The 409-nt window shown below is 68.7% G+C and carries 1 protein-coding gene; it reads right to left on the bottom strand.

Annotated elements, in window-relative coordinates; genetic code table 11:
- Positions 1-409 (bottom strand): fatty acid desaturase family protein (locus QCD68_RS17215; RefSeq protein WP_301223893.1); only part of this gene is annotated, 409 nt, incomplete at both ends.

Genomic DNA, 409 nt, shown 5'->3' on the forward strand with positions numbered 1-409 from the left:
ATGCCCTTGTGGTTCGGGGCGAACGAGGCGCCCATCATCACGCCGAACACGGCCAGCTGCACCCCGAGGAACGCACACGCCATCCCGAACGGCAGGAACACGAACACGATGGGCAGGTAGATCGCGAAGCGCGCCGCGAGCATGACGCCCTCGACCACACGGTCACGGCGGTCGCTCTTGCCCTCGACCCCGCGGAGCACCGAGGTCACCGCGTGGCGGTGCAGGTTGATGCCCTCGAGCGTCAGCAGCGGGAAGAACAGCCAGCCCTGGTGCCGGACGAGCCAGCGCATCGGGCCGGTCGTGGCAGCGGCGTCCTCGGGGATGAACACGACGCCGTCCGGCGCGATGTCCGGGTCCTTGCCGACGGTGTTCGGGTTGCCGTGGTGACGGGTGTGCTTGTTCATCCACC

Origin of the sequence: Curtobacterium sp. PsM8 (assembly GCF_030433875.1) — a bacterium.
Taxonomy (GTDB): domain Bacteria; phylum Actinomycetota; class Actinomycetes; order Actinomycetales; family Microbacteriaceae; genus Curtobacterium.